We start from the raw sequence: 25,898 nt of genomic DNA on the forward strand, positions 1-25,898 counted from the left end.
CCTTCCGCCCCCCGGACCCCCCCCGACGGGTATTTTGGCCAAGGGGAAGCGGATCAGCAGTAGCGTTCGACGGTGGCCGCCTGCGCATCGTCATAACGGTCACCCCAGGCCCAGCCGACCGGCAGAAGGCGGTCAATCTCGGCCTGGTCCGCTTCGGTCAGCACGATGTCGGGCGCGGCGGCCCAGGCCCGCAGGTGAGCGGCGCTGCGGGTGCCGGGGATGGGGATCAGGTGGTCGCCCCGCGACAGAACCCAGGCCAGCGCCAGGGCTGCGGGCGCCCAGCCGCGGACACGGGCAAAGGCGTGGAACGCCGCCAGCCGGTCGCGGTTGTGCGGCCAGTTCCCGGCCTGAAACCGGGGGATGCGGGCGCGGAAATCGTCCGGCGCAAAGCGGGCCGGATCGGCCATCGGCGTGCCAAAGGCGCCACGGGCCAGCGGAGAGAACGGGACGAAGGCCACGCCCAGACTGGCGCAGCGCTGGATCATCCCCAGCTCTGGCTGGCGGGTCCAGAGCGAGTATTCGTTCTGCACTGCCGTCACCGGATGCACGGCATGGGCGCGTTCCAGCGTATGCGGCGCGATTTCCGACAGGCCGTAGCCGCCGATCTTCCCCTCGTCCACCAGCCGCGACATGGTGCCGGCAACGTCCTCGATCGGGATCAGCGGGTCGTGGCGGTGGGCATAGAACAGCGCGACATGATCCACCCCCAGCCGTTTCAGCGACGCTTCCAACTCGCGGCGCAGGTGTTCGGGCCGGTTGTCCACACGGCGGTTCGGGTCATCTGTAAAGGCCGCCTTGGTGGCGATGGCGGGGCGGTGCGGGCGGCTGGCCAGCCAGCGCCCGATCACCGTTTCGCTGACGCCCTTGCCGTAGATATTGGCGGTGTCCAGGAAGGTGATCCCCGCCTCCCACGCGGCATCCAGCGCGGCCAGGCTGTCGGCCTCGGTCGTGGGGCCGAAGATGCCGCCGAAGGACAGGCAGCCGAACCCCAGCGCCGAGACGGTCGGGCCACCGGCCCCGAGACGGCGCTGTTTCATGCGGTCACATAATGCAGGCCCTGGAACCGGGCGCGCAGGGCGCGGGTGCGCGGGGCAACGGTTTCCGGGGCGTTCGAGCGCAGCCCTTCGGCGATCAGCGCGGCAAGGGCGGGGGCATCGGCGGGCGTCACGCCCCGGCGCACCAGTTCCGGCGTGCCGATGCGCAGCCCGTTCATGTCACCCGGCACGGCGGCGATGGGCAGGCCGATGCCGCAGGCCAGGAACCCGGCCTTGCGCAGCGTCTTTGACGCCGCCTGCCCGCCGCCGAAGGCCGCCGCCTCGACCGCGAACTGGTGGCTTTGCGTGGCGCCACGGTCCCCTGCGAACACCGGCAGGCCAAGCGCGGCCAGCTCGCGCGCCAGCGCCTGCGCCAGATCGACCATCGCCTGCGCATAGGCCGCGCCGTGATCGCGCCAGTCCAGCAGCGACAGCGCCAGCGCCGCGGATTTGGCCGCGTCGAAATTGGCGGTCAGGCCGGGGAAGGCGATGGCGTCCAGCCGTTCGGCAATGCCGGCGTCATTGCTGACGATCAGCCCGCCCGCCGGGCCGCCCAGCGATTTGTAGGTGCTCATCGTCATCAGATGCGCGCCTTGCGCCAGCGGATTGGCCCAGACCCCGCCCGCAATGATGCCGCATTGGTGGGCCGCGTCGAACAGCACCTTCGCGCCCACCTCATCGGCAATGGCCCGCACCTCGGCCACGGGATGCGGAAACAGGTTCAGGCTGCCGCCGACGGTGATGATCTTCGGCCGCACCTTGTGGGCCAGCGCGCGCAGCGCGGGGATGTCCAGCGTATAGCCGTCGCTGTCGATGGGGGCGTCATGGGAGATCAGCCCGTAAAGCCCGGCGCAGCCGGGGGCGTGGTGGGTGACATGGCCGCCGATGCTGGCGGGCGGCGCGATGATCGCATCGCCGGGTTTCGCCAGCGCCATGAAGCCGTAAAGATTGGCCAAGGCGCCGCTGGCCACGCGAATCTCGGCATGAGTGGCGTCAAAGATCTCGGCGGCCAGTTCGGCGGCGATCACCTCGATTTCCTCGATCGCCTCCAGCCCCATTTCGTATTTGTCGCCCGGATAGCCCAGCGACGGGCGCGACCCCAGACCGCGCGCCAGCGCCGCCTCGGCCCGCGGGTTCATCACATTGGTTGCGGGGTTCAGGTTGAAACAGTCGCGGTCGTGAATGTCGAGATTGCGCGCGATCAGCGCCTCGATCCGGTCGGCGACCTGGGCCGAGGGCGCGGCCACCGCGGCGGCCAGCGTCTGGACGCGGGTTTCACAAGGGGCGGGAACCCAGGGGCGGGGGGCAAGATGGGACATGCGACACTCCTTTTTCCCGTAGGCTAGGGGGGGCGGGGGCTTGCGTGCAACCAAGTTCTGCGAAAAATTAGGGTCAGGAAAACTAAGCCATGCCCGTTGCGCCGCCGCCCCCGAAAAGCCTGCCCCTGACCGCGCTGCGTGCCTTCGAGGCGGCGGCGCGGCTGGGCGGCTTCACCGCCGCCGCCGCCGAACTGGGGGTGACGCCGGGGGCGGTGACGGCGCATGTGAAGGCGCTGGAAGAGGGGCTGGGGGCCGCCCTGTTCGAACGGCAGTCCAAGGGTGTGCGGCTGACGGCCCTGGGCGCGGCCGCGGCGGGCGGTTTCACCGAAGCCTTCGATGCGCTGGCGCGGGCCGAGGCGGTGCTGCGGGCGCGGGCGGCGCCGCAGGTCGTGCATGTGGCCACGCTGCCGGCAATTGCGCAGTTGTGGCTGTCGCCGCGGCTGCCGGCGCTGCGGGCGGCGGCGCCCGAGATTTCGGTGTCGATCACGGCGCTTGAAGCCCCGCCGAACCTGAAGCGCGCGCCCTATGACCTGAGCCTGTTCCCCGCGGCCACGGGCGGGCGGCTGGTGGCGGTGGATGCGGTGTTTCCGGTCTGCGCGCCGGCGCTGGCCGACCGGCTGCGCCGCCCCGAGGATCTGGCGGCGGTGCCCTGCCTGTCGGATGCGGCCTGGGCCGGCGACTGGGATCTGTGGCTTGCGGCGGCCGGGGTTGCGGTCCGGCCGCGCGGCCCGGTGTTTTCCCTGTATGCGCTGGCGGTGGAAGAGGCGGTCAACGGGGCCGGGGTGCTGATGGGCCATGCAGCCCTTGTCGCGGACCATCTGGCCCGCGGCAGGCTGATTGCGCCGTTTCCCCAGCGGGTTGCGCTGCCGCAGGGCTTGCGGCTGTGGTCGGCCCGGCCCATGCCCCGGGGCAGCGCGGTTGCCCGTGTGGTCGAGGAACTGTCGCGCGGCGCGCCTTAGGCGAAGGCGGCCTCCAGCGCGATGTCCACCATGGCGCCGAAGCTGGTTTCGCGGTCGGCGGCGGGCAGGGCTTCGTCGGTCAGGATATGGTCGGAAATGGTCAGCACGGCCAGCGCCCGCGCGCCGTAACGGGCGGCCAGCGTGTAAAGCTCGGCCGCTTCCATTTCCACGGCAAGGCAGCCATGGCGCTGAAGCTGGTCGAACAGATCGTTGCGTTCATTGTAGAACGTATCCGAGGAATGGATCATCCCGACATGGGTTGTGGCCTTGCCCTGTGCCGCCTTGTGGGCCGCGGCCAGCAGGTCGAAACTGGCCGTGGGGGCGAACTGCATCTCGCGGAAGATCGTTGACGATGGCGTATGCGTGGTCGAGGACGCCATGGCCAGCACCACGTCGCGCACCTTGACATGCGGTTGCAGCGCCCCGGCCGATCCGATGCGGATCAGCGTCTTGGCCCCGTAGTCGCGGATCAGCTCATTGGCATAGATCGACATCGACGGCATCCCCATGCCGGTGCCGTGGATGGTGACGCGATGCCCGCGCCAGGTGCCGGTATAGCCCAGCATCCCGCGCACCTCGTTCACCAGAACCGGGTTTTCCAGGAACTTCTGCGCGGCCCAGCGGGCGCGGTAGGGGTCGCCCGGCAACAGCACGGTTTCGGCAATATCGCCGGGTTTGGCACCGATATGAAAGGTCATCTCTTCTCCCTGCGGCCCGAAGGCCCTGACCCAGGGGCGGGCGAGGATTCCCCGGCCGCGCCCCTGGCTGTTGTCCCGCGCCCCCGGTCAGGGGCGCGGTCCGGCGCATCAAAGCGGGACGCGGGCGCAGGTGCAAGGGGGGGCGGATCAGGCCGCGACGGCCTCGGCAAGCTCGTGGAAGCTGCGGGCGTTGCGGCAGAAGCTGCAATCGCCGGGGCGGCTCAGATCGCCCTTGGCCAGCGCCAGCTTGCAGGCGCCGCGGTCGCCGCAGGTGCAGCAGGTTTCCAGAAGTTCCAGATAAAGCGCATGGTCGCGCTGCACCTGATCTTCCGGGATGCCGAAAATCTCGGCCATGGCAAGCACGCGGTCGGGCACATCCTGCGGGATGCAGACAAAGGCGCGCATCTGTTCGCGGGTAACGCCAAGATCGTCGAGTTCGTGGTCAGACATCGCCTCGACTTCGCTGAGTTCCTGCCAGCGTTCGATCATGGCCTTGATGCGTTCGAACATGGTCCTGCTCCTTGAGAGTTCTGTTCTGCGGGCAGGACCATGGCAGAGCCGGCCGCCGGCGGCCTTGATCTGGGGCAAGGGCAGGCGGGCTGCGGCGGCGGGTCGCGGTCAGGGGGCCGGCCCGGCCGGGACCAGCGATTCCGCCGCCCTGTCCCAGACCAGCCGGAAGGTGGCGTCTTCGGGCAGGTTCATCAGTTGCCCCGCCTTGGTGACCACCAGAACCTGCCGGTCGTCGTCGGGTTCAAGCGACCAGTCAAGCACAACCAGGCTGAGTTCGTTCTGGTCCACGAAGACGGTCAGTTCGCAGCCGATGCCGTCGGCGCAGAACATGTGCGGGGCGTTTGAGCAGGACAGTCGGGCGCTGTCGAGCAGAAGGTCGGGCGTGTCGCCGCCGGACAGATGGGCCTCTTGCACGGCATCGGGGCCGATGGTCAGCGTGCCGCCCTGCCCGGTGCAGGCGGACCAGTGATAGTCAAGCAGCCCCTGCAGGGCCGGCGGGTAGGGCGTTTCGGCCAGGGCCGGAGCGGCCAGCACGGCAAGGACCGGCGCGAAGCGGATCATTGCAGTTGCCAGTCGCGGCCGGTCCACAGGAAGCGCACCGTTTCCCCCTGGTCATTCGGTGCGGTCAGGTAGGTCTGCCCGCCGTCTGTCACGGTGCCCCAGTCGTGCAACAGAAGATCGCCGCGCTGCCCGTCGATCAGGGTGGTGACGCCACAGCCCGCGCTGCCGCAGTAAAGCGTCGCCGTGGTCGGGCAAGAGAAGGCGCCGGTGTCCACGACCCAGTCATCGGTGCCGTCGCCGTTCAGATCGGCCTGCGACACCGCGCCTTCGCGCAACTCGACCGTGCCGTCGCAAAGGCCGGCCGCCTCATCGACCAGGGCCTGCACATCGGCCGGCAGATCCCCCGCGGCGGCCGCGGTTGCGACAAGGGACAGGGCAAGCAGGGAAAACCGCAACATCGGCGCACCTTCAGGTTTGAACGCCCGCTCACGGTATCCCCCCGCGTACCGCCACGCGAGGGCAGGAATTCCCTATTCCGCCGCCACCGGCTGCGGATCGACCAGACCCACGATGTCCAGCATGATGCGGTTCAGTTCGAAATCCTTGGGCGTGTAGACGGCCGCCACACCCATGCCGCGCAGGGTTTCGGCGTCGTCCTCGGGGATGATGCCGCCCACGATCAGCGGCACGCTCAGCCCCGCCTTGCGCATACAGGCCAGAACTTCGGCCACCAGCGGCATATGCGACCCTGACAGGATGGACAGGCCGATGACATGCGCCTGATCTTCTGCCGCCTTGTCCACGATCTCGGCCGGGGTCAGGCGGATGCCGTCATAGGTGATGTCCATGCCGCAATCGCGGGCGCGGGCGGCAATCTGTTCGGCGCCGTTGGAATGGCCATCCAGCCCCGGCTTGCCAACCAGGAACTTCAGCGGGCGGCCCAGCCGGGACGAGACGGCCTGCACCTGCTGGCGGATCTCGTCCAGCCCGTCGGTGCGGTTCGACGGCGTGCGGGCCACGCCGGTTGGGCCGCGGAATTCGCCGAAGGCGCGGCGCAGTTCGGCCGCCCATTCGCCGGTGGTCACCCCGGCCCGCGCGCAGGCAATCGACGCCGGCATGACATTCTCGCCCGTCGTCGCGGCCCGGCGCAGGCTGGCCAGCGCGGTGGTGACCGCCGCCGCATCGCGCCCCGCCCGCCAGTCGCGCAGCCGCGCGATCTGGTCGGCCTCGGCTTGCGGGTCGGATTGCATGATGGCGCCATCGCCCGTGGTCAGCGGCGAAGGCGCGCCCTCTTTCCAGCGGTTCACGCCGACCACCGTGGTTTCCCCGGATTCGACGCGGGCGATGCGCTCGGCGTTGCTCTCCACCAGACGTGCCTTCATGTAGTCGATGGCCTCGATGGCGCCGCCCATGGCGTCGATCCGGGCCAGTTCGTCCCGCGCGCCGGTTTTCAGCACCTCGACCTTGCGGTCGATGGCGGGGTTGCCGTCGAACAGGTCGTCATATTCCAGAAGGTCGGTCTCATAGGCCAGGATCTGCTGCATCCGCAGCGACCATTGCTGGTCCCAGGGCCGGGGCAGGCCAAGCGCCTCGTTCCAGGCGGGCAGTTGCACGGCGCGGGCGCGGGCCTTCTTCGACAGGGTGACGGCCAGCATTTCCAGCAGGATGCGATAGACGTTGTTTTCCGGCTGCTGCTCGGTCAGGCCCAGGCTGTTGACCTGCACGCCATAGCGGAAGCGGCGGGCCTTTTCATCGGTGATGCCATAGCGGTCGCGCAGGATTTCATCCCACAGGTCCACGAAGGCGCGCATCTTGCACAGTTCGGTGACAAAGCGGATGCCGGCATTCACGAAGAACGAGATGCGGCTGACCATATTGGGGAAGTCGGCGGCGGGCACCTTGGTCTTCAGGTCATCCAGCACGGCGATGGCGGTGGCCAGCGCGAAGGCCAGTTCCTGTTCCGGCGTCGCCCCGGCCTCTTGCAGGTGGTAGGAACAGACGTTCATCGGGTTCCACTTCGGCAGGTGAACCCGGGTATAGGCGGCCACATCGGTGATCATGCGAAGGCTGGGCTTCGGCGGGCAGATATAGGTGCCGCGCGACAGGTATTCCTTCATCAGGTCGTTCTGGACCGTGCCCTGCAGTTTCGAGACATCGGCGCCCTGCTCCTCGGCCACGGCGATATACAGCGCCAGAAGCCAGGGGGCGGTGGCGTTGATCGTCATCGAGGTGTTCATCTGTTCCAGCGGAATATCGCGGAACAGCGCGCGCATGTCGCCCAGATGGCAGACCGGCACGCCGACCTTGCCCACCTCACCCAAGGCGCGCGGATCGTCGCTGTCATATCCGGTCTGGGTGGGCAGGTCGAAGGCGACCGACAGGCCGGTCTGCCCCTTGGCCAGATTGGTGCGGTAAAGCGCGTTCGAGGCGGCGGCGGTGGAATGGCCCGCATAGGTGCGGAAGAGCCAGGGCGCGTCTTTGGTCATGGGGGCCTCGCGATTCTGCGGCGCAACATTCTTTCGTTGAGCTGGAAATAGGGGTTATTTCCTTCCAATGTCAATCGCTGCGCTGCGGCAAGCGGCGCCTGGGGTTTCCCACCCCCGGACCCCCGTGGGGTATTTGGACCAAGCGGAATGAAGGATTGCCGCAAGGCGAAGATCGGATAGGCTGGGCCGATGTTCGGCTCGGTTGCGGTTCCGGTCTGGTTGCTGATCCTGATCCTTGGCTTCGCCGCGATCAGCTTTGCCACGCATTTCCTGTTTCCCTCGGTGCGCTGGTTCTTTCGCCGGCGGGCCGAACGGGCGCTGTCGCGGCTGAATGCGCGGCTGGATCGCAAGATCGACCTGTTCAAGCTGGCGCGGCGGTCCGACATGATCGTGCGGCTGTCCTATGATGCCCGGGTGATTGCCGCCGCCCAGGCCCATGCGGCGGAAACCGGCGAGCCGGTCGAAGTGGCCTTCGAGGAGGCCCGGTCCTATGCGCGCGAAATCGTGCCGGCCTTCAGCGCCACGGTCTATTTCGGCTTTGCCACGCGGGCGGCGCGCTGGCTGTCGCGGCTGCTGTATCGGGTGCGCGTGGGCAAGCTGGCCGAGGAGCTGCGCCAGATCGACCCCAGGGCGACCGTGGTCTTCGTGATGAACCACCGCTCGAACCTGGATTATGTGCTGGTGACCTGGCTGGTGTCGGAGCGCAGCGCCATTTCCTATGCGGTGGGCGAATGGGCGCGGGTCTGGCCGCTGTCGGCGCTGATCCGGTCGATGGGGGCCTATTTCATTCGGCGCGGCAGCCGCAATGCGCTCTATCGCAAGGTGCTGGCCCGCTATGTGCAGATGGCCACCGAAGAGGGCATGACCCAGGCGATGTTCCCCGAAGGCGGCCTCAGCCTGGATGGCCGGGTGGGGCCAGCCAAGCTGGGGCTGATCTCCTATATCGTGGAAGGCTTCGATCCGGCCGGGCGCGATGTGGTCTTCGTACCGGTCGGGCTGGGCTATGACCGGGTGCTGGAAGACCGCGTTCTGGTCGAGGCGGCGCAGGCCGGCGGGCGGCGGTTCCGCAACCGGCCGCTTTGGGTGGGGTTCCATGCGCTGCGCTTCCTTTGGGCGCGCTGGCGGGGCCGGACCACGGGCTTCGGCACCGCGGCGGCGGGGTTCGGGGCGCCGGTGTCGCTGCGCGACCATCTGGCGGGCGGCGGCACGGTGGAAACGCTGGGCACGGTGCTGATGCAGCGGATTGCCGGGGTGGTGCCGGTGCTGCCGGTGCCGCTGGTTGCCGCCGCGCTGGGCACGGGCGCGGCCAGCCGCGAGGAACTGGCCGCGCGGGTGGCCGCCCTGACCGAGCGGTTGCAGGCGGCGGGGGCGGTGTTGAAGCTGCCGCCGCAGGGCGGGCAGGCGGTGCTGGACGAAGGGCTGGCGCCGCTGATCGCGCGCGGCATCGTCACCCCCGGCTTGCAGGTGGCGCCGGGGCAGGCGGATCTGCTGGCCTTCTACGCCGCTGCGGTGCCGCAGCCGGTTTCGGCCCCGTGACCCCACGTTCTGCGCTGCGGCGGACATAAAATTTCAAAACATGCTTTGCAGCTATTGCAAAGTTGCGCGGCGAATCTTAATCCTTCGCCCAAAGCCCGCCGATTCTGCGGCGCGGCACGAATGCAGGAGGTTTCCCGTGCCCTTGGATCGTCCGACCGAGATCGTGTCCTACGACGCGCCGAAAAAAGACCTGTACGAGATCGGCGAGATGCCGCCCCTCGGCCATGTGCCGGCAAACATGTATGCTTGGGCCATCCGCCGTGACCGGCACGGTCCGCCGGAACAGGCGATGCAGCTTGAGGTCGTGCCGACCTGGAAGCTGGACAGCCATGAGGTGCTGGTTCTGGTGATGGCGGCGGGCGTCAACTACAACGGCGTCTGGGCCGGCCTGGGCGTGCCGATCAGCCCCTTCGACGGCCACAAGCAGGACTATCACATCGCCGGCTCCGATGCCTCGGGCATTGTCTGGGCGGTGGGTGACAAGGTCAAGCGCTGGAAGGTGGGCGACGAGGTCGTGATCCACTGCAACCAGGACGATGGCGATGATGAGGAATGCAACGGCGGCGACCCGATGTTTTCCCCCAGCCAGCGGATCTGGGGCTATGAAACCCATGACGGCAGCTTCAGCCAGTTCACCCGGGTGCAGGCGCAGCAGCTTATGCCGCGCCCCAAGCACCTGACCTGGGAAGAAAGCGCCTGCTACACGCTGACGCTGGCCACCGCCTACCGGATGCTGTTCGGCCATGCGCCGCATGACCTGAAGCCGGGGCAGAACGTGCTGGTCTGGGGCGCCTCGGGCGGCCTTGGCTCTTATGCGATCCAGCTTGCCAACACGGCCGGCGCCAATGCGATCGGCGTCATCTCGGATGAGACCAAGCGCGATTTCGTCATGTCGCTGGGCGCCAAGGGCGTGATCAACCGCAATGATTTCAAATGCTGGGGCCAGTTGCCCAAGGTCAACAGCGAGGAATACAACACCTGGCTGAAAGAGGCGCGCAAGTTCGGCAAGGCGATCTGGGACATCACCGGCAAGGGCGTCAACGTGGACATGGTGTTCGAACACCCCGGCGAGGCGACCTTCCCGGTGTCCAGCCTGATCTGCAAGAAGGGCGGCATGGTCGTGATCTGCGCCGGCACCAGCGGCTTCAACTGCACCTTCGACGTGCGCTACATGTGGATGCACCAGAAGCGCCTGCAGGGCAGCCACTTCGCGCATCTGAAGCAGGCGGCGGCGGCGAACAAGCTGATGTGCGAACGCCGGCTTGACCCCTGCATGTCCGAGGTCTTTCCCTGGGCCGACATTCCCAAGGCGCATACGCTGATGTGGAAGAACAAGCACAAGCCCGGCAACATGGCCGTGCTGGTGCAGGCCCCGCGCACCGGCCTGCGCACCTTTGACGACACGCTGGAAGCCAGCCGCCAGGGCTGAGCCGGCAAAAGCCTGCCATCCGCCGCCGAGGCCGCCACGCCCCGGCGGTTTTTGCTTGTGATTTCCGTCCAGTCAACGCTCAGTTGAAAAATCGTGGCGGCCCTTCATTCAGAACATGTGGTGTCCTGCCGCCAAAGGGACTTGCAGGTTCGGGGGCGCCATGCCGCATGACTGGGTGTTCGAGGTGTTGAAAGACCTGATGGCCTATGCGCAAAGGAATGAACTTCCGGCGCTGGCGGCGCGGGTGGAAGAGGCCATGGCGGTGGCCGAGGCCGAGATTGCATCGCTGGGGGAAGAGGCCGCTCTGCCGCAGCGCCCGGGGCCGCACAACGGGCGCCCGCATTAGCGGCAGGGGCCGGGGGGGCAGGGCGGCTGCGGGGGTGGCCCTTGCCGGGCTGGTTGGCTAAGGTCGCCGCCATGGCGCGCAGCGAACTGATCCTTTCCGACGACCAGGCCGAAGCCTGGGACAGGCTGGCCGCCGAATTCGCGGGCCAGGGCATCGACATGGCCGAAGGCGCGCTGTCGCCCGCGGTCGAAGGCAAGGCCATGGTGATGGCCGTGGTGGGCAAGGCCGGGTCGGGCAAGACAATGCTGCTGGGCAACCTGTACCGCGCGCTGCAAGAGGCCGGGGTCGATATCGTCTCGGCCGACTGGGAGGGGCGGCGGCGCAAGGACCGCCGGACGCTGGCCATTCTGGCCCCCACGAACAAGGCGGCATCGGTGCTGCGCCTGCGCGGCGTGCCCGCGACCACGATCCACCGCATCCTTTATACGCCGGTCTATGATCCGCAGTATGAAAAGATCGCCGAATGGCTGGCGGGGCAGGGCACGCGGCCGGTGATCGAAGGGCTGACCGATCAGGCGCTGGACCGCGCTTTTGCCTTTTATCAACAAGTGGCGTCGATTCCGGGCGCGCTGGCCGCCGCCGGTTTGAAGGGATCAGACTTCATCAAGGGATGGAAGCGCCGCGAGGAACCGCTGGACGTGGGCTTTGTCGATGAAGCCTCGATGCTGGACGAACGCCAGTTCGACGACCTGCGCGAGACCTTTCCCCGGCTGGTACTGTTCGGCGATCCGGCCCAGTTGGCCCCGGTCGGCCAGTCGGGCGAGATGGTGTTCGACCGGATGGGCGAAACGCGCAAGCTGATCCTGCACCGCATCCACCGCCAGACGCAGGACAACCCGATCCTTGATCTGGCCCATGCGCTGGCCGATGACCGGCTGGGGTTCGAAGGCTTTGAGGAAATGATCCGCGACGCCGCGCGGCGCGATGATCGCGTTGTCTGGGCTGAACGGGTGGATGCCGACCTGATGGCGCGCAGCCCGGTTCTGGTCTGGCGCAACGTGACGCGGGTCAAGCTGATCACCGCCTTCCGCACCGCGCAGGGCGCCCCCGACTTCGACCTGATCCCCGGCGAGCCGCTGATCTGCGACGGGATCGAACTGCCGCTCAAGCACCGCAAGAAGCGCATCGACCTTGAGGCGCGCGGGCTGATCAAGGGCGCGCAGGTCATCTATCTGGGCGCCGGCAACCGCCCCGGCTTTGCCAAGCTGCATGTGCTGGGGGCCGAAGATCCGCAGCTTTCCGCCGCCTCGATCATCAAGATCGAGAAGCCGGACGAGGAAGAGCCCTTCATCCCCCATGCCGCCACCATGGGCGCGGCCTTCCTGCACGGCGCGGCGGTGACCATCCACAAGGCGCAAGGGTCGCAATGGCCCGAGGTGCAGGTCTTCGCACCCGACCTCTGGGCGGCGGCGCAGACCGGCCGGTCCGAGGCGGGGGTGCCGCTGTGGAAGCGGCTGGCCTATGTGGCGATCACCCGCGCCGAATCGCGGCTACATTGGGTGGTGCGCAACCGGCTGGGCCTGCCCCGGCGCCCGCTGGGGGTGGAGGATCTGCGTGGCCCGGCCCCGGCGCTGTCGCTTTCGGCCGATCAGGGCTGAGCGGGGGATTTTCCTTTCCGCGCCGGGCGGCTAGGCTGGCGCGAAGAAACGGGAGGCACTGATGGCGCTGGTCTTCGTCCAAATCCGCTGCACGCCGGGCCGGACCTATGAGGTCGCCGATGCGATCTGGGACCGCGAGGTGGTGAGCGAACTCTATTCGACATCCGGCGAATATGACCTGATCGCCAAGGTCTATATCCCCGAGGGCGAGGATGTGGGGCATTACCTGTCGTCGCGGCTGTTCGACATCGACGGCATCCAGCGCACGCTGACCACGATGACGTTCAAGGCGTTCTGACAGGGCGGCTGGCGCCGGGGCGCTGCGCCCCGGACCCCGGGGTATCTGGGCCAACTGGAAGCTGCAGGGGCTGGTCAGAGCCAGCGGGTGCGGTCGGTGCCGATGGCGCTGGCCAGCGTCTTGTGCCCGTCGCGGCGCAGCAGCGCGTCCAGCCCGCGCGCGATGGCGGGGGCCAGGCTGAGGCCCTGATAGACCAGCGCGGTGTAAAGCTGCACCGCATGGGCGCCGGCGCGGATCTTCGCATAGGCGTCTTCGGCGCTGGAAATGCCGCCGACGCCGATCAGGGGCATCTTTCCTTCGGTCAGGTGCGACAGCCGGGCCAGCACGCGGGTCGATTTCTCGAACAGGGGCACGCCGGACAGGCCGCCGGCTTCCGGCGCATGGCGGCTGCGCAGCCCGTCGCGCGCCAGCGTGGTATTGGTGGCGATGATGCCGGACAGGCCCGCCTCCTGCGCCACCCCGGCGATCTGGGCAAGCTCATCATCGGTCAGGTCGGGGGCGATCTTCAGGAAGACCGGGATCGGCTGCGCCAGCCCGGCCCGCGCCTCCATCACGCCGTTCAGCAGGGCGGCCAGCGCGGCGGGGCCCTGCAGATCGCGCAGCTTTTCGGTGTTGGGGCTGGAGACATTGACCGTGGCGAAATCGACATGCGGGCCGCAGGTCGCCAGCACACGGGCGAAATCGGCGGCGCGGTTTTCGCTGGTCTTGTTGGCGCCCAGGTTCAGGCCCACCGGCACCGCCGTGCGTTCGCGTTTTTCCAGCCGCGCGGCAATCGCCTCGGCCCCGTCATTGTTGAAGCCGAAGCGGTTGATGACGGCGCGGTCCTCGGCCAGCCGGAACAGGCGGGGCTGCGGGTTGCCGGGCTGCGGCAGCGGCGTGGCGGCGCCCACCTCGACAAAGCCGAAACCGGCGCGCGACAGCGGTGCCACCACCTGCGCGTTCTTGTCGAAACCGGCGGCAAGGCCGACCGGGTTCAGCAGCGGCATCCCCGCCAGCTTGCAGGCCAGCCGGGGCGAGGTGACATTGCCCGACAGCGGCGCCACGCCGATCTGCAGCGCCAGGAGCGCGAGGCGATGCGCCCGTTCCGGGTCGCGGCGTTGCAGATAGGCCAGGCCCAGACGTTCAAACAGGCTCATACCACGCCCTCGGGGAAGATATGGCCGGTGGCGCCCAGCGGCAGCGACTTGTCCCAGACCACTTCGTTGATCCGCAGCCTGCGGTACAGATGCGGGAACAGCGCCCCCCCGCGCGAGGCTTCCCATTTCAGCGCCGCGCCAAGGGTTTCGGCGCGGAAGGCGACCAGCACAAGGTCGCTTTCGGTGGCGAACCACTTGGCGGCGGTTTCGGCCACCTGCGCGGCGGTCGAGAAATGGATGAAGCCGTCGGCCAGATCGACGGGCGCACCCGCCGTTTCGCCGGCGGCGCGGAAGGCATCCCATTCGGGGCGGCGGAAGATCTTGAAGATCAGCATGGGCGGCTTTTGCCGCTTTGCCGGGGGCGGGTCAATGCTGCGCTTGGGCGCAGGCGCGCGCAGGCGGGCGCGGCCCTGCCCGGGCAGGCGGCCTTTGACTTGGGCGCCGGCAGCGGGCAGGCTGCGACGGTGAACCAACACGGGAGTTTTGACGATGAAACGGTTTTGGCTTTCCACCGCGTCGCTGGCGCTGATGGCCGGGGCGGCGCAGGCGGATTACACGCTGAACATCCTTCACATCAACGATTTCCACAGCCGGGTCGAGGCGGTGAACAAGTATGATTCGACCTGTTCCGCCGAAGAGGCGGCGGCGAACGAATGTTTCGGCGGCATCGCGCGGGTGAAGGCCAAGGTCGATGAACTGCGCAGCGGCATCAAGGCCGCGGGCGGCAATGTCATCGTACTGGATGCGGGCGACCAATATCAGGGCAGCCTGTTCTACACCACCTACAAGGCCGATCTGGTGGCCGAACTGGTGGCCGATTACGCGCCCGACGTGATGGCGCTGGGCAACCACGAATTCGACGACGGCCCCGAGGGGCTGGAGCCGTTTCTGGACAAGGTCGGCATCCCGGTCATTTCCGGCAACATCGACGTCAGCCAGTCGAACGTGCTGAAGGGCAAGGTGAAGAACCATGTCGTGCTTGAGGTGGGCGGCGAGAAGATCGGCATCATCTCGGCGCTGGCGACCGACACGCCGGAAACCGCCAGCCCGGGCCCCAGCGTGATCTTTCAGGACGATATCGACAGCCTGAAGGCCGATGTCGCCGCGCTTGAGGCCGAGGGCGTGACCAAGATCATCGCGCTGACCCATGTCGGCTATAACCGCGACAAGGAAATTGCGGCGGCGGTGCCGGGCATCGACGCGGTGGTCGGCGGGCACAGCCACACCTTCCTGTCCGCGCGCGACCCCAAGCGGGCCGGTCCTTACCCGACCTGGATCACCCGGGGCGAGGGCGATCTGGTGCCGGTGGTGCAGGCCTATGCCTATTCCAAATATCTGGGCCATCTGGTCCTGACCTTTGATGACACGGGCAAGCTGAAATTCGCGGAAGGCGACACGATCCTGCTGGATTCCAGCGTCACCCCCGATGCCAAGCTGGAAGCGCGGGTCAAGGAACTGGCCGGCCCGATAGAGGAGCTGAAGGCCAAGGTCGTGGCCGAAAGCACGGCCGCCATCGACGGCAGCCGCGACACCTGCCGCGCGGTGGAATGTGCCATGGGCAATCTGGTGGCCGATGCCATGCTGGACCGGGTCAAGGATCAGGGCGTGACCATCGCCATCGCCAATGGCGGCGGCCTGCGCGCCAGCATCGACGCCGGCCCGGTGACCATGGGCGAGGTGCTGACCGTGCTGCCGTTCCAGAACACCCTGTCCACCTTCGAGGTGGACGGCGCTGCGGTGATCGCCGCGCTGGAAAACGGCGTCAGCCAGCTTGAAGACGGCGCGGGCCGCTTTGCCCAGGTGGCCGGGCTGAAATACACCTTCGATCCGGCCGCCCCGGCGGGCGCGCGGGTGTCGGATGTGCTGGTGCAGGGCGCCGATGGCACCTGGGGCCCCATCGACCCGGCCGCCACCTACAAGCTGGTGTCGAACAACTATGTCCGGGGCGGCGGCGACGGCTTCAAGATGTTCGTCAACGCGGCCAATGCCTATGACTTCGGCCCCGATCTGGCGGATGTCACCGCCGAATACATGGCCAAGGTCGGCCCCTACACGCCCTATACCGACGGGCGCATCACCCGGAAGTAAGGGCTTCGGTTGAAAGCGAAGGGCCGTCCGCCAACGCGGGCGGCCCGTTGCATTGGGTCAGGCGGGAACGGCCGACAGATCCGGCGCGACCAGCGCATAGGAGCCAGGCCGGGCCTGCAACTGCGCCACCAGCGCCTTTGCCTGCGGCGCGGGCGGAATCGGGCGTGCCGGGACGGCCAGCCGGTCGCGGGCGGGCTGATCGGGAAAGGCCAGGTGGATTTCGTCCAGTTGTTCTTGCGTCAACATGGCCTCGACCTGCGCCCCCAGCAGCAGCGATTCCGACGCCACCCCTTCGGCAAAGACCACATGATGCCGGTCGAACAGCAGATGGACATAGATGATGCCGCCTTCCGGAAGTGTCTGGCTGACACCGGGCAGCGGCAGCAGGCGGTGGGCGGCAAGCAGCACCTGATCGGCGCCGCAGACCTCTTGCGCAATCGCCCCCCTGATCACCATCCGGTGTTGCGGCGAAACCCGTAGATCGGCCAGCGGCAGCCCGTTGCCCATGGCGCCCCGCGCAAGGGTGACCGGGCGTTTGCGCGGCGCATCGGCCAGATCGGCGCGGCTGACCGGGGTCAGCCCGATCCAGCGCAGCGGCTGCAACCCGGCATCGGCGGTCAGCACCAGATCGCCGGGCCGCAGGCTTTCCACCGGGCGCAGGCCGGTTGCGGTCTGCAACCGCGTGCCGGCCACGAAACAGGGCACGCCGGTGATGGTGATGGTGATGATCTGCGTGTCGGTTCCCCAGAAGTCAGAAACCTGCACCGTGAAGGTGTCGGTCAGCGTGTCGCCGGGGTTCAGCGCCTGCACCGCCGGATGGCTTTCGTTCAGCGTATAGGTCCACTGGCCGCTGCCATTGATGCTGGCCGTGCCGTAGCTGGACCCGCCGCTGATCGACCAGGTGTTGGCCGAGTTGTTGCCATTGTCGTCCAACTGGCCCGTGATCGGCGTCGCCGAAACCGAGGGAACCCCGCCCGTGACCGCGCCGATGATGTTAGGAGTACCCATGTGATGCCTCTTGCAAATGATTCAGGAACTGGCCCGCACCCCAGGATCTGACCCGCACTTCGGTTTCGCCCGGCGGGCGGCTCCATTCCACGATGCGGTACTTGCTGCCCTGCCGGTTGTGCCACAGCGTGCGGACATGTGTGATGTGGGGATTGCCGGCCAGATGCGGGACGATCTGGTCGACATGCCCGAAGGGGGCAAGGAAATCCACCAGCCAGGGCGATTGGCCACTGTTCCAGTCTTCCGGGCGAAGCGGCTGGTGATCGACGGCGAAGCGGCGCTCCTGATCGGGACCAAGCCCGGCCCAGGTGATCGCGGCACGGGGATAGCCGTTGTGACGCAGGATCTTGTACTGCCCCAGCCGCAGTGGCGGCTCAAAGGCGGCGAACAGGTCGGCCAGCGTGCGCGGGCGGTGATACCGGGTCAGCCCGGCCAGATAGAACAACGCCCCGAAATCGGCCAGAAAGGCCGGCGGCAGGTCGAACCAGTCGGGCGGGAAGGGGCGATCACTTTCGGCATCCAGCGGACCGGCGGCCCGCATCTCGGAGAAGTGGCGCATCGTGGCGCGGAAGAAATCGTCTTGTCCGGGAGCCGCGCCCGCATCACTCATAATGGACCTCCGGGCCTCTCGGCCCAAGGATATAAACCCCTGTAAATTGCAACCGGCGCTGGGGAAACACCGCAAGCACGCTAACAGGAGTTGTCCCCGATTCAAACAAAATCTGCGGCCTCAGCCCGCCACCGCCGCCAGGTGGCGGGCAAAATCGGGGTTGGCCATCAGGGCGCGGCAGCGGGCGAAGCGGGTGTCGGCATAGCTGCGGAAATCGTCGGCGGGGTTGCCGTTCGCAAGCTGGATCAGGCCCCACAGTGTCCAGAGCAGGTCGCACATCGCCTTGTAGATCACCATCCGCCCCATGTCGCGGGGGGAGGGCGGGGCGCCGAAATAGGCCTGCATCATTTCGGCCTCCTGTTCCTCATCGAAACCGGCCTCGACCGACAGGTCGCCCAGATCCCACATCGGATCGTTCATGCCGGAATATTCCCAGTCCACCACCCACATGGTTTCCCCGGTATCCAGGAAGTTCTCGCAGAGCGGATCGCAGTGGCAGGGCGCCTGCGGCAGCGGATGCGCGGCCAGCGCGGCGCGCACCGCCCCCGCTTCGGCCAGAACGTCGTGATAGCCCTCGGGCAGCGCCACCTCCTTGCCCGACAGCAGGCGAAGGTAGTCGTCGATCATGGCGAACAGCTCGAACCGCGCCGGAAAGACCGCGCCTGACGCGTGCAGCCGGGCAAAGGCGCGGGCGGCACGGGCGGGGCTGCCGGGGCGGGCACGGAACCCTTCGGGCGACATGGTGACGGTGCCGGGGATGAAGCGCGTGATCATCAGCCCGCTGGTCGGATCGGCATGAATCACCTCGGGGCTGACCCCGGCCGCGGCGGCGGCGCGGGCGGCGGCGGCCTCGTTCCTGCGGTCGATGTATTCCTCGGTCCCGTGGCCAGGCAGGCGCAGCACCAGATCGCCCAGCCGGTACACCCGGTTCGTCAGCCCGCCCATCCGTTCCGGAACACCCGTTGCCCCGGCCAGCACGGGAAGTTCGCGGATCAGTCGGGCAATGTCTTCGGTGTCGCTCATGGGTGTCTCCGGGCCGGTTCGGGGGTGCGTTCCGTGCGAAAGGTTATACTCTTCGCCGCACTTGGCCATGCAGGAATCGGCAGAAGCGGGGTGCGACATGACAGGGCATGACGGACATCTGGGCGCGGTCTATGACGCGAAGGCGCCGGACGAGGTGGCGGCGGCCTATGACGCCTGGGCCGAAGGCTATGATGCCGAAATGGCCAAGGCCGGTTATCGCCATCCGACCATCGGTCTGGCCCTGCTGGCCCGCCACCTGCCGCGCGGGGCGGCGCCCATCCTGGATGCCGGCGTGGGCACGGGGCTGGCGGGGGCGTGGTATGGCATCCTGGGCTGGCCCCAGGTCTGGGGCGTGGACATCAGCGAAGGGATGCTGGGCGTTGCCGCCCGCAAGGGCAGCTATGCCCGCCTGTCGCGCGCCGTGCTGGGCGAGCCGCTGGCGTTCGCCGATGGCCAGTTCGCCGCCGTGATCTCGACCGGGGTGTTCACCACCGGCCATGTCGGCGCCGAGGCGCTGCCCGAACTGATCCGCATCACCGCGCCGGGCGGCGTGATCGTGCTGACGGTCAAGGGCACGCTCTGGGACGGCGGCTTCGAAGCCGCGCTGATGGCGCAGCCGGTAGATCTGCTTGAGCTGACCGAACCCTATGTCTCGATGCCCGGCGATGCCGCCACCACGCCCAGCCGGGCCGTGGCGTTGCGCGTGCGCTGACCACGGCCCCGGCAGGCCGGGGGGCAGAACAGAAAAAGGCCCGCCGGACACGGGGTCGCGGCGGGCCGGATCGGCAACTATGCCGGGGCGCTTACTGGTTCGGGCGGATGATGATCTCGACCCGGCGGTTCTGCGCGCGGCCTTCCGGCGTCAGGTTCGAGGCCACGGGAACATCCTCGCCGCGGCCATAGGCCACCAGACGGCCCGAGGGGACGCCACCGTCACGCAGGATCGACGCCACCGAAGAGGCGCGGCGCTGCGACAGGTCCATGTTGTAGGCGGCGGTGCCGGTGTTGTCGGTATGGCCGATCACCTCGATCCGGCTGTTGGGGTATTTCAGCAGGCTTGCGGCAACCGCCTTGACATCGCGGGTCAGGTCGCCGCGCACCGTGGCGCTGTTGGTGGCGAACAGCAGGTCTTGCGGCATGTTCACGATCAGATAGCCACCGGCGTTGGTCACCGTGATGCCGGGCGACAACTGGCTGCGCAGTTCGGCCGCCTGCTGGTCCAGCGTGGCGCCGATGGCCCCGCCCAGAACGCCGCCGATCACGGCGCCGACGGCCGCCTTGCCCAGCTTGTTGTCGCCGGACGAAGCCCCGACGGCCGCCCCGGCCAGGGCCCCGATGGCCGCGCCGGTCTTGGTGCGGGCGTTCGGGTCGTTGGGATAGGCATTGGGGTCGACGCAGGCCGACAGGGCCAGGGTTCCGGCCAGTGCCAGCAGAACAGGAGATTTCATCATATGTATGCTCGTTGCCATTTGCTTCACTGCCCTGCCGGGTGGCCGGGCTTGGCAAAGATATAACACGTTCGGCGGGATTACGGCCAGTGCCCTGCCCGGTTGCGCAAGGTTCCGCGCAAGGCGAGCTGGTCACATCCCCGTGCGTGCCGCTTCCCAGGCCAGCATGGCGCGTTTGCGCGGCAGGCCCCAGTGATAGCCGCCAAGCCCCCCGTCCCGGCGCAGCGCGCGGTGGCACGGGATCAGGAAGCTGATCGGGTTGCGCCCCACGGCGGTTCCGACCGCGCGCTGCGCGCTGGGATGGCCGACCCGGGTGGCGATTTCGGAATAGGTGGTGACATGGCCGGTGGGAATGGCCAGCAGCGCCTCCCACACCTTGATCTGGAACGGGGCGCCGATCAGATGCAGCGGCGTTTCGGCCCCGGCCGAGGGCGCGAAGGCCGACAGGGCCCAGGGGCGCAAGGCCTCGGGGTTCTCGACATAGGTCGCGTGCGGCCAGCGGCTGGCCAGATCGACAAAGGCGGCCTCCTCTCCCACCTCGTCGGAAAATCCGATGCCGCAGATGCCCCGGTCGGTGCCCATGACCAGCGCGGGGCCGAAGGGGCTGTCGAACCAGCCCCAGAGAATGGTCAGCCCCGCGCCGCCGCGGGCATAATCGCCGGGCGACATGGCTTCCCAGGTCAGGAACAGGTCATGCAGGCGGCCGCTGCTCGACAGGCCCACATCCTGCGCGGTGGCCAGCGTGGTGTGGCGTTCGGCCAGCAGGCGGCGGGCGTGGTCCAGCGTCAGATATTGCTGATAGCGCTTCGGGCTGACGCCGACCCACTGGCTGAAGGTGCGCTGGAAATGCGCCGGGCTCATGCCCATGCGGGCGGCCAGACCGTCCAGCGTCAGCGCGGGGCCGGCCTCGTCGATGATCTTCAGCGCGCGGCCGATGACGGCATAATGATAGGAGGGGGATTGATCGGTCATGGCGGGCCTGTGAACAAGGAAAACAGTCTGGGAAGCGGCACCCCTGTCTTACCCCGCCGCCCCGTACCCCGGCGACCCGATTCCTGCGGCTTGTGGCAGGGCGGGGTTTGTGGTCTGAAACGGAACCATGGTCCGCCAGCTTGATTATCCTGCCATGAAGGCCGTCTTCACCCGGTTCCGCGACCTTGAGGCGGAACCGAAGGGCGAGCTTGAGCATGTGAACGCCTATACCCTGCTGGTGGCCGTCGCCCTGTCGGCGCAGGCCACCGACAAGGGCGTGAACCGCGCCACGCGGGGGCTGTTCGCCCTTGCCGACACGCCGGAAAAGATGCTGGCGCTGGGGGAAGAAGGCCTGATCGAGCATATCAGGACCATCGGCCTTTACCGCACCAAGGCGAAGAACGTCATCAAGCTGTCGCAGCGCCTGATTGACGCCTACGGCGGCGAGGTGCCCTCCAGCCGGGCCGCGCTGATGACGCTGCCGGGGGTGGGCCGCAAGACGGCGAATGTGGTGCTGAACATGTGGTTCCGTCTGCCCGCGCAGGCGGTCGATACCCATATCTTCCGCGTCGGCAACCGCAGCGGCCTTGCCCCGGGCCGGGATGAGGCGGCGGTGGAACGCGCCATCGAGGACAATGTTCCCGCCGAGTTCCAGCAGCACGCACACCACTGGCTGATCCTGCACGGCCGGTATATCTGCCTGGCGCGCAAACCGAAGTGCGGCATCTGCCCGATTTCGGACTGGTGCCTTTTCGAGGAGAAGACATGAAGACCTATCAGGTGGTGGGAATCGGGAACGCGATCGTGGACGTGTTCTCGACGGCGGATGACAGCTTTCTGGACCTGATGGGGATCGAGAAGGGCATCATGCAACTGGTCGAGCGCGAGCGCGGCGAGATGCTTTATGCCGCGATGAAGGATCGCCGGCAGGCGCCGGGCGGATCGGTGGCCAACACGCTGGCCGGAATCGGGGCGCTGGGCCTGTCCACCGCCTTCATCGGGCGCGTGCATGATGATGCACTGGGGCGGTTCTACGCCCAGTCGATGGCGGCCGAGGGCACCGATTTCGTCAACCCGCCGGTCAAGGGCGGCGATCTGCCCACCTCGCGCAGCATGATCTTCGTCTCGCCCGATGGCGAGCGGTCGATGAACACCTATCTGGGCATCTCGTCGGAACTGGGGCCGGACGACGTGTCGGAAAGCGTGGCCGGCCGGGCCGAGATCCTGTTCCTTGAGGGCTATCTTTACGACAAGCCCGGCGGCAAGCAGGCGTTCGAACGCGCGGCGCGGCTGACGCGGGCGGCGGGCGGCAAGGCCGGCATCGCGCTGTCAGATCCGTTCTGCGTGGAACGCCACCGGGCCGACTTCCGCCGTCTGGTGAAGGAACTGGATTTCGTGATCGGCAACGAACACGAATGGTCGTCGCTGTATCAGACCGACCTGTCTGCGGCGCTGGAACGCGCGGCGCAGGATGCGGGCACCGTGGTCTGCACCCGGTCGGGGCATGATGTGGTGCTGGTGCGCGGCGATGAACAGGTGGTGGTGCCGGTGCGCCGCGTGGTGCCGGTCGATGCCACCGGCGCGGGCGACCAGTTCGCCGCCGGTTTCATCTACGGTCTGGCCACCGGCGCCTCGCTCGATGTGGCGGGGCGCATGGGCTGCGTTGCCGCGGCCGAGGTGATCGGCCATTTCGGCGCCCGCCCCGAAGCCGATGTCATGGCGCTGTTCCGGGCCGAAGGGCTGGCCTGACAGGCGCCCGTCGGCGGCCCCTCGGATGACGGGCCGCCGGTTCCTGCGGGGTCAGCCCTGCAGGCAATCGGCCAGCGTGCGGGCCAGCGTCGTCAGAAGCGCCGGATAGGCGGCGGGGCCGGTCTCGCCCGAGGCCGATCCTTCCGGGTCAAGCGCGGCCCCGACGCGGATGCCGGTGCCATCGGCCATCTGCGCCACCAGCGCGGGGTCGTGCTGCACCTCGGGGAAGATGCAGACCGCGCCGTCATGCTCGATCTTCTCGCGCAGCGCGGCCAGACGCTTGGCCCCGGGCGTTGCGGCATCGCCAAGCGCGACGGTGCCGGCGGAGGTCAGCCCGTAATGGCCCACGAAATAGCCATAGGCTTCGTGGAAGGCGACGAACGGCTTGTCCTTGACCGGGGCCAGCAGGGCGGCGGCTTCGGCATCGGCGGCGTCAATGGCGGCAACCGCCTTGTCGGCATTGGCGGCATAGGCGGCGGCATTGTCCGGGTCGATCCGCGCCAGTTCGGCGGCAATCGCCCGCGCCCAGAGCTTGCCATTGGCCGGTTCCAGCCAGGCGTGCGGGTCCAGCCCGGTATGGGAATGGCCGTGTTCGTCATGGCCGGCCTCGCCGTCATGGTCCGCCGCTTCGGCATGATCGTGATCCTCGCCCTCGGCGTGATCATGGTCTTCGGCGGGGGCGAAGTCTTGCCGGTGGGTGCCTTCGGTCGTCAGCAGGGTCAGCAGGGCGGCGCCTTCGGGCCGGATTTCCAGCGCCTTGTCCAGCCAGGGCGTCAGTTGCGGGCCGATCCAGATCACCAGATCGGCGTCCGACAGCGCGGCGGCCTGGCTGGGCTTCAGCTCATAGCTGTGCGGCGAAGCACCCTTGCCCAGCAGCATCTGCGGGGTTCCCACGCCCTCCATCACCGCGGCGGTGATCGACTGCACGGGCGGAATGTCGGTGACCACGGTCGGCACCTCGGCCATTGCGGCGGTGCTGGTCAGTAGAAGTGCAATGATATAACGCATGGGTCAGGCCTTTCGGACTCGGGGTTCGAGGTCTATGTATGTAATATCATAACACGTCAAGGCCCCGCCATGCCGCATGACCACGCCGAAGCCTGCCCCGGTTGCGCCGATCCCTCGGCCGCCTTCGCGCCGCATGACCACACCCATTGCGCCGCCGATGTGCTGGCGCGGGCCGAAGTCTTGGCCGGGGCCGCCGGTGCCCGGCTGACGCCGGTGCGGCGGCGGGTGCTGGAAATCCTGCTGGAAAGCCATCGCGCCATGGGCGCCTATGACGTGCTGAACCGGCTGTCGGCGGAAGGGTTCGGCAACCAGCCCCCGGTGGCCTATCGCGCGCTGGAATTCCTTGAAGAACAGGGCTTTGTCCATCGCATCCGCCGGCTGAACGCCTTTGCGGCCTGTATGCACCCGGGCGAAAGCCACGCGCCGGTGTTCCTGATCTGCCGCACATGCCAGTCGGTCGCCGAAGCGGCCGGTGCCCCCGTGCGCGCCGCGGTCGAGGCGGCCGCAGCCGGCATGGGCTTTGCCGTCGAACGCACCACGGTCGAGGCGCTGGGCCTGTGCCCCGCCTGCGCGGGGGCCGCCGCATGAGCCTGATTTCCGCCGATCACATCTGCGTTCGCCTTGGCGGCGAAGAGGTGCTGCACGATGTTTCGCTGCGGCTGGAACCGGGCGAGATCGTCACCGTTGTCGGGCCGAACGGATCGGGCAAGTCCACGCTGCTGCGGGCGATGCTGGGCATCGTGCCGGTGGCGGGCGGGCGGGTGACGCGGGCCGCCGGGCTGCGGCTGGGCTATGTGCCGCAAAAGCTGATGATCGACCGCAGTATGCCGATCAGCGTGCGCCGCTTCCTGTCGCTGCCGCTGCGGGTTGGCGCGGCCGACGTGGCGGCCGTGCTGGCGCGGGTCGGCATGGAGGGGCAGCAGGAGGCGCAACTGACCGCGCTGTCCGGCGGGCAGTTGCAGCGTGTGCTGCTGGCGCGCGCGCTTCTGGGCCGGCCGCAGGTGCTGATGCTGGATGAACCGACCCAGGGTCTGGACCAGCCGGGCGAGGCCGCCTTCTACCGGCTGATCGAGGAAGTCCGCACGGAAACCGGCTGCGCGGTGCTGATGGTCAGCCATGACCTGCATGTGGTGATGGCCGCCAGTGACCGGGTGATCTGCCTGAACGGCCATGTCTGCTGCGAAGGGGCGCCGCATGTGGTGTCAACCGCGCCGGAATACCGCGCGCTGTTCGGGCTGGGCACCCGGGGGGCGCTGGCGCTCTATCGCCACGAACATGACCATGACCACAACGCCGGGCCGGACCACGGCCACGACCACCACCATCATCCCCATACCCACGATCATCATCATGCTTGACGATTTCCTTGTCCGCGCCGCGCTGGCCGGCGTGGGCCTGTCGCTGGCCACCGGGCCGCTGGGCGCCTTTGTCGTCTGGCGGCGGATGGCCTATTTCGGCGATGCCACCGCCCATGCCGCCATTCTGGGCGTCGCGCTGGCGCTGGCAACGGGCCTGCCCATCGTGGCCGGCACGCTGGTGGTGGCCGCCGCCATGGCCGTCACCGTGGCGGGGCTGGCCGCCCGGGGCTGGGCGATGGACACCACGCTGGGCGTGCTGGCCCATTCCGCGCTGGCCTTCGGTCTGGTGGCGGTCAGCTACTTCCCTTCGGTGCGGACCGATCTTTCGTCCTATCTGTTCGGGGACATCCTGGCCGTCACCCGGGGCGATCTGGGGCTGATCTGGGGCGGGGCGGTGGCGGTGGCGGTCTTGCTGCTGTGGCGCTGGCAGGCGCTGTTGACCAGCACCCTGAACGAAGACCTGGCCCATGCCAGCGGCCTGAACCCCGACCGCGAGCGGCTGGTGCTGGTGCTGGCCATGGCGCTGACGGTGGCGGTCTCGCTCAAGGTGGTGGGGGCGCTGCTGATTGCGGCCATGCTTATCATCCCGGCCGCCGCCGCGCGCGGTCTGGCGCGCAGCCCCGAAGGCATGGCGCTGGGCGCCACCCTGATCGGGGCGCTGGCCACGCTGGCCGGGTTGCGGCTGTCGCTCTGGCAGGACACGCCGGCGGGGCCGTCGATCATCGTGGCGGCGGCGGCCTGCTTTGTGGTCGCGGCGGTGCTGGGGCGGGTGCGCCGGGCCTGA

The 25,898-nt window shown here is 68.2% G+C and carries 28 protein-coding genes; 13 read left to right on the forward strand and 15 right to left on the reverse strand.

The features are described from left to right. Positions 1 to 53: 53 nt before the first annotated feature. Positions 54 to 1,037, reverse strand: a complete 984-nt coding sequence (locus C5F44_RS03810; RefSeq protein ID WP_107672194.1) for an aldo/keto reductase — start codon at positions 1,035 to 1,037, stop codon at positions 54 to 56. Continuing rightward, positions 1,034 to 2,353, reverse strand: a complete 1,320-nt coding sequence (locus C5F44_RS03815) for a serine hydroxymethyltransferase (RefSeq protein WP_107672195.1) — start codon at positions 2,351 to 2,353, stop codon at positions 1,034 to 1,036. The genes C5F44_RS03810 and C5F44_RS03815 overlap by 4 nt, the downstream gene beginning before the upstream one ends. Before the next feature lie 89 nt (positions 2,354 to 2,442). Here C5F44_RS03815 and C5F44_RS03820 point away from each other — a divergent pair, with 89 nt between their 5' ends. Then, complete coding sequence (locus tag C5F44_RS03820) at positions 2,443 to 3,312, forward strand: LysR family transcriptional regulator (protein ID WP_107672196.1); 870 nt, start codon at positions 2,443 to 2,445, stop codon at positions 3,310 to 3,312. Here the strand turns inward: C5F44_RS03820 and deoD are convergent. The 5 genes from deoD to C5F44_RS03845 all read right to left on the reverse strand — a co-directional run bounded on the left by deoD (position 3,309) and on the right by C5F44_RS03845 (position 7,507). Further along, positions 3,309 to 4,010, reverse strand: coding sequence for a purine-nucleoside phosphorylase (deoD, locus tag C5F44_RS03825; protein WP_107672197.1), 702 nt, complete (start codon positions 4,008 to 4,010; stop codon positions 3,309 to 3,311). The genes C5F44_RS03820 and deoD overlap by 4 nt on opposite strands. Before the next feature lie 147 nt (positions 4,011 to 4,157). Further along, positions 4,158 to 4,520 (reverse strand): DUF1127 domain-containing protein, encoded by a 363-nt coding sequence (locus C5F44_RS03830; RefSeq protein WP_107672198.1) that lies wholly within the window; start codon positions 4,518 to 4,520, stop codon positions 4,158 to 4,160. A gap of 108 nt (positions 4,521 to 4,628) precedes the next feature. Further along, entirely contained in the window at positions 4,629 to 5,081 is a 453-nt protein-coding gene (locus C5F44_RS03835) for a hypothetical protein (protein ID WP_107672199.1), read from the reverse strand. After that, entirely contained in the window at positions 5,078 to 5,479 is a 402-nt protein-coding gene (locus tag C5F44_RS03840) for a hypothetical protein (protein WP_107672200.1), read from the reverse strand. The genes C5F44_RS03835 and C5F44_RS03840 overlap by 4 nt, the downstream gene beginning before the upstream one ends. Before the next feature lie 72 nt (positions 5,480 to 5,551). Then, positions 5,552 to 7,507 carry a protein meaA gene (locus C5F44_RS03845; protein WP_107672201.1) on the reverse strand — a complete coding sequence of 652 codons (1,956 nt, stop codon included), beginning with the start codon at positions 7,505 to 7,507 and terminating at the stop codon, positions 5,552 to 5,554. Between the two features lie 189 nt (positions 7,508 to 7,696). Here C5F44_RS03845 and C5F44_RS03850 point away from each other — a divergent pair, with 189 nt between their 5' ends. The 5 genes from C5F44_RS03850 to C5F44_RS03870 all read left to right on the forward strand — a co-directional run bounded on the left by C5F44_RS03850 (position 7,697) and on the right by C5F44_RS03870 (position 12,714). Continuing rightward, positions 7,697 to 9,043, forward strand: a complete 1,347-nt coding sequence (locus tag C5F44_RS03850) for a 1-acyl-sn-glycerol-3-phosphate acyltransferase (protein WP_107672202.1) — start codon at positions 7,697 to 7,699, stop codon at positions 9,041 to 9,043. Between the two features lie 136 nt (positions 9,044 to 9,179). Next, on the forward strand, positions 9,180 to 10,472 hold the full coding sequence (gene ccrA / locus C5F44_RS03855; RefSeq protein WP_107672203.1) for a crotonyl-CoA carboxylase/reductase: 1,293 nt from the start codon (positions 9,180 to 9,182) through the stop codon (positions 10,470 to 10,472). 160 nt (positions 10,473 to 10,632) lie between these two features. Continuing rightward, positions 10,633 to 10,818, forward strand: a complete 186-nt coding sequence (locus tag C5F44_RS03860; protein WP_107672204.1) for a hypothetical protein — start codon at positions 10,633 to 10,635, stop codon at positions 10,816 to 10,818. A 71-nt stretch (positions 10,819 to 10,889) separates the two neighbouring features. Beyond that, a complete protein-coding gene (locus C5F44_RS03865; protein WP_107672205.1) occupies positions 10,890 to 12,416 on the forward strand; it encodes an ATP-dependent DNA helicase in 1,527 nt (508 codons plus the stop codon). Positions 12,417 to 12,477: 61 nt separating this feature from the next. Continuing rightward, positions 12,478 to 12,714, forward strand: a complete 237-nt coding sequence (locus tag C5F44_RS03870; RefSeq protein WP_107672206.1) for an Lrp/AsnC ligand binding domain-containing protein — start codon at positions 12,478 to 12,480, stop codon at positions 12,712 to 12,714. A 74-nt stretch (positions 12,715 to 12,788) separates the two neighbouring features. Here C5F44_RS03870 and C5F44_RS03875 read toward each other — a convergent pair whose 3' ends face one another. Further along, positions 12,789 to 13,850: a quinone-dependent dihydroorotate dehydrogenase gene (locus tag C5F44_RS03875; protein WP_107672207.1), complete on the reverse strand. Its 1,062-nt coding sequence runs from the start codon at positions 13,848 to 13,850 to the stop codon at positions 12,789 to 12,791. Continuing rightward, entirely contained in the window at positions 13,847 to 14,185 is a 339-nt protein-coding gene (locus tag C5F44_RS03880; protein ID WP_107672422.1) for a DUF952 domain-containing protein, read from the reverse strand. The genes C5F44_RS03875 and C5F44_RS03880 overlap by 4 nt, the downstream gene beginning before the upstream one ends. A 154-nt stretch (positions 14,186 to 14,339) precedes the next feature. On the opposite strand from C5F44_RS03880, the gene C5F44_RS03885 reads away from it, so the two are divergent. Continuing rightward, positions 14,340 to 15,938 carry a bifunctional metallophosphatase/5'-nucleotidase gene (locus tag C5F44_RS03885; protein WP_107672208.1) on the forward strand — a complete coding sequence of 533 codons (1,599 nt, stop codon included), beginning with the start codon at positions 14,340 to 14,342 and terminating at the stop codon, positions 15,936 to 15,938. 57 nt (positions 15,939 to 15,995) lie between these two features. Here C5F44_RS03885 and C5F44_RS03890 read toward each other — a convergent pair whose 3' ends face one another. From C5F44_RS03890 to C5F44_RS03900, 3 genes are all read right to left on the reverse strand, one after another. After that, entirely contained in the window at positions 15,996 to 16,946 is a 951-nt protein-coding gene (locus tag C5F44_RS03890) for a Hint domain-containing protein (RefSeq protein WP_107672209.1), read from the reverse strand. After that, positions 16,933 to 17,556 (reverse strand): toxin-activating lysine-acyltransferase, encoded by a 624-nt coding sequence (locus C5F44_RS03895; protein ID WP_235822497.1) that lies wholly within the window; start codon positions 17,554 to 17,556, stop codon positions 16,933 to 16,935. The genes C5F44_RS03890 and C5F44_RS03895 overlap by 14 nt, the downstream gene beginning before the upstream one ends. 120 nt (positions 17,557 to 17,676) lie before the next feature. Then, the gene (locus tag C5F44_RS03900) at positions 17,677 to 18,579 is read right to left on the reverse strand and encodes a choline/ethanolamine kinase family protein (protein ID WP_107672424.1); all 903 of its coding nucleotides are present in this window, start codon (positions 18,577 to 18,579) and stop codon (positions 17,677 to 17,679) included. A 97-nt stretch (positions 18,580 to 18,676) separates the two neighbouring features. Between C5F44_RS03900 and C5F44_RS03905 the strand changes: the two genes are divergently transcribed. Continuing rightward, positions 18,677 to 19,291 carry a class I SAM-dependent DNA methyltransferase gene (locus C5F44_RS03905; RefSeq protein WP_107672425.1) on the forward strand — a complete coding sequence of 205 codons (615 nt, stop codon included), beginning with the start codon at positions 18,677 to 18,679 and terminating at the stop codon, positions 19,289 to 19,291. Between the two features lie 91 nt (positions 19,292 to 19,382). On the opposite strand, the gene C5F44_RS03910 is transcribed toward C5F44_RS03905, so the two are convergent. Further along, complete coding sequence (locus tag C5F44_RS03910; RefSeq protein WP_235822498.1) at positions 19,383 to 20,048, reverse strand: YiaD family glycine zipper/OmpA-like lipoprotein; 666 nt, start codon at positions 20,046 to 20,048, stop codon at positions 19,383 to 19,385. 111 nt (positions 20,049 to 20,159) lie between these two features. Further along, entirely contained in the window at positions 20,160 to 20,999 is an 840-nt protein-coding gene (locus C5F44_RS03915) for a methylated-DNA--[protein]-cysteine S-methyltransferase (RefSeq protein ID WP_107672210.1), read from the reverse strand. A 127-nt stretch (positions 21,000 to 21,126) separates the two neighbouring features. Between C5F44_RS03915 and nth the strand changes: the two genes are divergently transcribed. Together nth and C5F44_RS03925 are read left to right on the forward strand one after the other, a co-directional pair. Next, positions 21,127 to 21,768 (forward strand): endonuclease III, encoded by a 642-nt coding sequence (gene nth / locus C5F44_RS03920; RefSeq protein WP_107672211.1) that lies wholly within the window; start codon positions 21,127 to 21,129, stop codon positions 21,766 to 21,768. Further along, complete coding sequence (locus C5F44_RS03925; RefSeq protein WP_107672212.1) at positions 21,765 to 22,748, forward strand: adenosine kinase; 984 nt, start codon at positions 21,765 to 21,767, stop codon at positions 22,746 to 22,748. Before nth ends, C5F44_RS03925 begins: the two co-directional genes overlap by 4 nt. A gap of 51 nt (positions 22,749 to 22,799) precedes the next feature. Here the strand turns inward: C5F44_RS03925 and C5F44_RS03930 are convergent, their stop codons facing one another. Then, positions 22,800 to 23,756 (reverse strand): zinc ABC transporter substrate-binding protein, encoded by a 957-nt coding sequence (locus C5F44_RS03930; protein WP_107672213.1) that lies wholly within the window; start codon positions 23,754 to 23,756, stop codon positions 22,800 to 22,802. 69 nt (positions 23,757 to 23,825) lie between these two features. Here C5F44_RS03930 and C5F44_RS03935 point away from each other — a divergent pair, with 69 nt between their 5' ends. The 3 genes from C5F44_RS03935 to C5F44_RS03945 are packed head-to-tail and all read left to right on the forward strand — an operon-like array spanning position 23,826 to position 25,898. After that, complete coding sequence (locus C5F44_RS03935) at positions 23,826 to 24,344, forward strand: transcriptional repressor (protein WP_107672214.1); 519 nt, start codon at positions 23,826 to 23,828, stop codon at positions 24,342 to 24,344. Further along, positions 24,341 to 25,114 carry an ATP-binding cassette domain-containing protein gene (locus C5F44_RS03940; RefSeq protein WP_107672427.1) on the forward strand — a complete coding sequence of 258 codons (774 nt, stop codon included), beginning with the start codon at positions 24,341 to 24,343 and terminating at the stop codon, positions 25,112 to 25,114. The genes C5F44_RS03935 and C5F44_RS03940 overlap by 4 nt, the downstream gene beginning before the upstream one ends. After that, positions 25,107 to 25,898: a metal ABC transporter permease gene (locus C5F44_RS03945; RefSeq protein WP_107672215.1), complete on the forward strand. Its 792-nt coding sequence runs from the start codon at positions 25,107 to 25,109 to the stop codon at positions 25,896 to 25,898. Before C5F44_RS03940 ends, C5F44_RS03945 begins: the two co-directional genes overlap by 8 nt.

Source organism: Fuscovulum blasticum DSM 2131 (assembly GCF_003034965.1).
GTDB classification, from domain to species: Bacteria; Pseudomonadota; Alphaproteobacteria; order Rhodobacterales; family Rhodobacteraceae; genus Pseudogemmobacter; species Pseudogemmobacter blasticus.

Bases quoted from the DNA above. Each gene is read 5' to 3' on its own strand.
- C5F44_RS03810 (WP_107672194.1), bottom strand. From the start codon at position 1,037: ATGAAACAGCGCCGTCTCGGGGCCGGTGGCCCGACCGTCTCGGCGCTG.
- C5F44_RS03815 (WP_107672195.1), bottom strand. From the start codon at position 2,353: ATGTCCCATCTTGCCCCCCGCCCCTGGGTTCCCGCCCCTTGTGAAACC.
- C5F44_RS03820 (WP_107672196.1), top strand. From the start codon at position 2,443: ATGCCCGTTGCGCCGCCGCCCCCGAAAAGCCTGCCCCTGACCGCGCTG.
- deoD (WP_107672197.1), bottom strand. From the start codon at position 4,010: ATGACCTTTCATATCGGTGCCAAACCCGGCGATATTGCCGAAACCGTG.
- C5F44_RS03830 (WP_107672198.1), bottom strand. From the start codon at position 4,520: ATGTTCGAACGCATCAAGGCCATGATCGAACGCTGGCAGGAACTCAGC.
- C5F44_RS03835 (WP_107672199.1), bottom strand. From the start codon at position 5,081: ATGATCCGCTTCGCGCCGGTCCTTGCCGTGCTGGCCGCTCCGGCCCTG.
- C5F44_RS03840 (WP_107672200.1), bottom strand. From the start codon at position 5,479: ATGTTGCGGTTTTCCCTGCTTGCCCTGTCCCTTGTCGCAACCGCGGCC.
- C5F44_RS03845 (WP_107672201.1), bottom strand. From the start codon at position 7,507: ATGACCAAAGACGCGCCCTGGCTCTTCCGCACCTATGCGGGCCATTCC.
- C5F44_RS03850 (WP_107672202.1), top strand. From the start codon at position 7,697: ATGTTCGGCTCGGTTGCGGTTCCGGTCTGGTTGCTGATCCTGATCCTT.
- C5F44_RS03860 (WP_107672204.1), top strand. From the start codon at position 10,633: ATGCCGCATGACTGGGTGTTCGAGGTGTTGAAAGACCTGATGGCCTAT.
- C5F44_RS03865 (WP_107672205.1), top strand. From the start codon at position 10,890: ATGGCGCGCAGCGAACTGATCCTTTCCGACGACCAGGCCGAAGCCTGG.
- C5F44_RS03870 (WP_107672206.1), top strand. From the start codon at position 12,478: ATGGCGCTGGTCTTCGTCCAAATCCGCTGCACGCCGGGCCGGACCTAT.
- C5F44_RS03875 (WP_107672207.1), bottom strand. From the start codon at position 13,850: ATGAGCCTGTTTGAACGTCTGGGCCTGGCCTATCTGCAACGCCGCGAC.
- C5F44_RS03880 (WP_107672422.1), bottom strand. From the start codon at position 14,185: ATGCTGATCTTCAAGATCTTCCGCCGCCCCGAATGGGATGCCTTCCGC.
- C5F44_RS03885 (WP_107672208.1), top strand. From the start codon at position 14,340: ATGAAACGGTTTTGGCTTTCCACCGCGTCGCTGGCGCTGATGGCCGGG.
- C5F44_RS03890 (WP_107672209.1), bottom strand. From the start codon at position 16,946: ATGGGTACTCCTAACATCATCGGCGCGGTCACGGGCGGGGTTCCCTCG.
- C5F44_RS03895 (WP_235822497.1), bottom strand. From the start codon at position 17,556: ATGAGTGATGCGGGCGCGGCTCCCGGACAAGACGATTTCTTCCGCGCC.
- C5F44_RS03900 (WP_107672424.1), bottom strand. From the start codon at position 18,579: ATGAGCGACACCGAAGACATTGCCCGACTGATCCGCGAACTTCCCGTG.
- C5F44_RS03905 (WP_107672425.1), top strand. From the start codon at position 18,677: ATGACAGGGCATGACGGACATCTGGGCGCGGTCTATGACGCGAAGGCG.
- C5F44_RS03910 (WP_235822498.1), bottom strand. From the start codon at position 20,048: ATGGCAACGAGCATACATATGATGAAATCTCCTGTTCTGCTGGCACTG.
- C5F44_RS03915 (WP_107672210.1), bottom strand. From the start codon at position 20,999: ATGACCGATCAATCCCCCTCCTATCATTATGCCGTCATCGGCCGCGCG.
- nth (WP_107672211.1), top strand. From the start codon at position 21,127: ATGGTCCGCCAGCTTGATTATCCTGCCATGAAGGCCGTCTTCACCCGG.
- C5F44_RS03925 (WP_107672212.1), top strand. From the start codon at position 21,765: ATGAAGACCTATCAGGTGGTGGGAATCGGGAACGCGATCGTGGACGTG.
- C5F44_RS03930 (WP_107672213.1), bottom strand. From the start codon at position 23,756: ATGCGTTATATCATTGCACTTCTACTGACCAGCACCGCCGCAATGGCC.
- C5F44_RS03935 (WP_107672214.1), top strand. From the start codon at position 23,826: ATGCCGCATGACCACGCCGAAGCCTGCCCCGGTTGCGCCGATCCCTCG.
- C5F44_RS03940 (WP_107672427.1), top strand. From the start codon at position 24,341: ATGAGCCTGATTTCCGCCGATCACATCTGCGTTCGCCTTGGCGGCGAA.
- C5F44_RS03945 (WP_107672215.1), top strand. From the start codon at position 25,107: ATGCTTGACGATTTCCTTGTCCGCGCCGCGCTGGCCGGCGTGGGCCTG.